The organism is Vibrio sp. D173a, assembly GCF_030248475.1.
Map to the genome: position 1 here is coordinate 1 of NZ_JAHGAH010001498.1, position 580 is coordinate 580.

Annotated in this window: 1 protein-coding gene; it reads left to right on the plus strand. The window is 46.4% G+C overall.

Annotated elements, in window-relative coordinates:
* Window positions 1-580 (plus strand): tetratricopeptide repeat protein (locus tag KIV40_RS34320; protein WP_375164952.1); only part of this gene is annotated, 580 nt, incomplete at both ends.

Here is a 580-nt window from a genome sequence, read left to right on the forward strand (position 1 = left end):
CTCAAGCCGAGTATCAACTTCAGAATTGGAAGAAAGTACTCCCAGCGATTGCCGAGCATGACAAGTTCAACAAAACGCCTGATTTAGCGCCTTTGTCACTCAAGCTTGGTGCTCAGCTGCAATTGAAACAGTGGAAGCAATCCATTCCAACCCTAGAGAGCTTAATTGCTCTTCAGCCAGACAAAACGAACTGGTGGCGTCAATTGGTGGGCATTCAACTTAGACTTGATCGTAATCGTGATGCACTGAATACCCTAGCGCTTGCTGAGCTACAAGGTGTTGAGATTACTGACTCAGATCGACGCTTGATGGCACAGCTGTATGCAAAGCGTGGTATTCCGGAGCGAGCAGCGAAAGAGATCAGTAAATCAAGTAATGCTAATTCTGACGCTCAATTGTTAGCAGAGCAAGCGACATACTGGCAGCTAGCACGAGAGTGGGATCAGGCTATCAAGGTATGGACACTGGCTGCAAAGCACAAGCCTAAATACCACTGGAACGTTGCTCAGCTTATGGTTCAGCAAGGTTACTACAACAAAGAACTGGTTGAACTGGATAAAGTTAAAGAGAAGAACAGGCA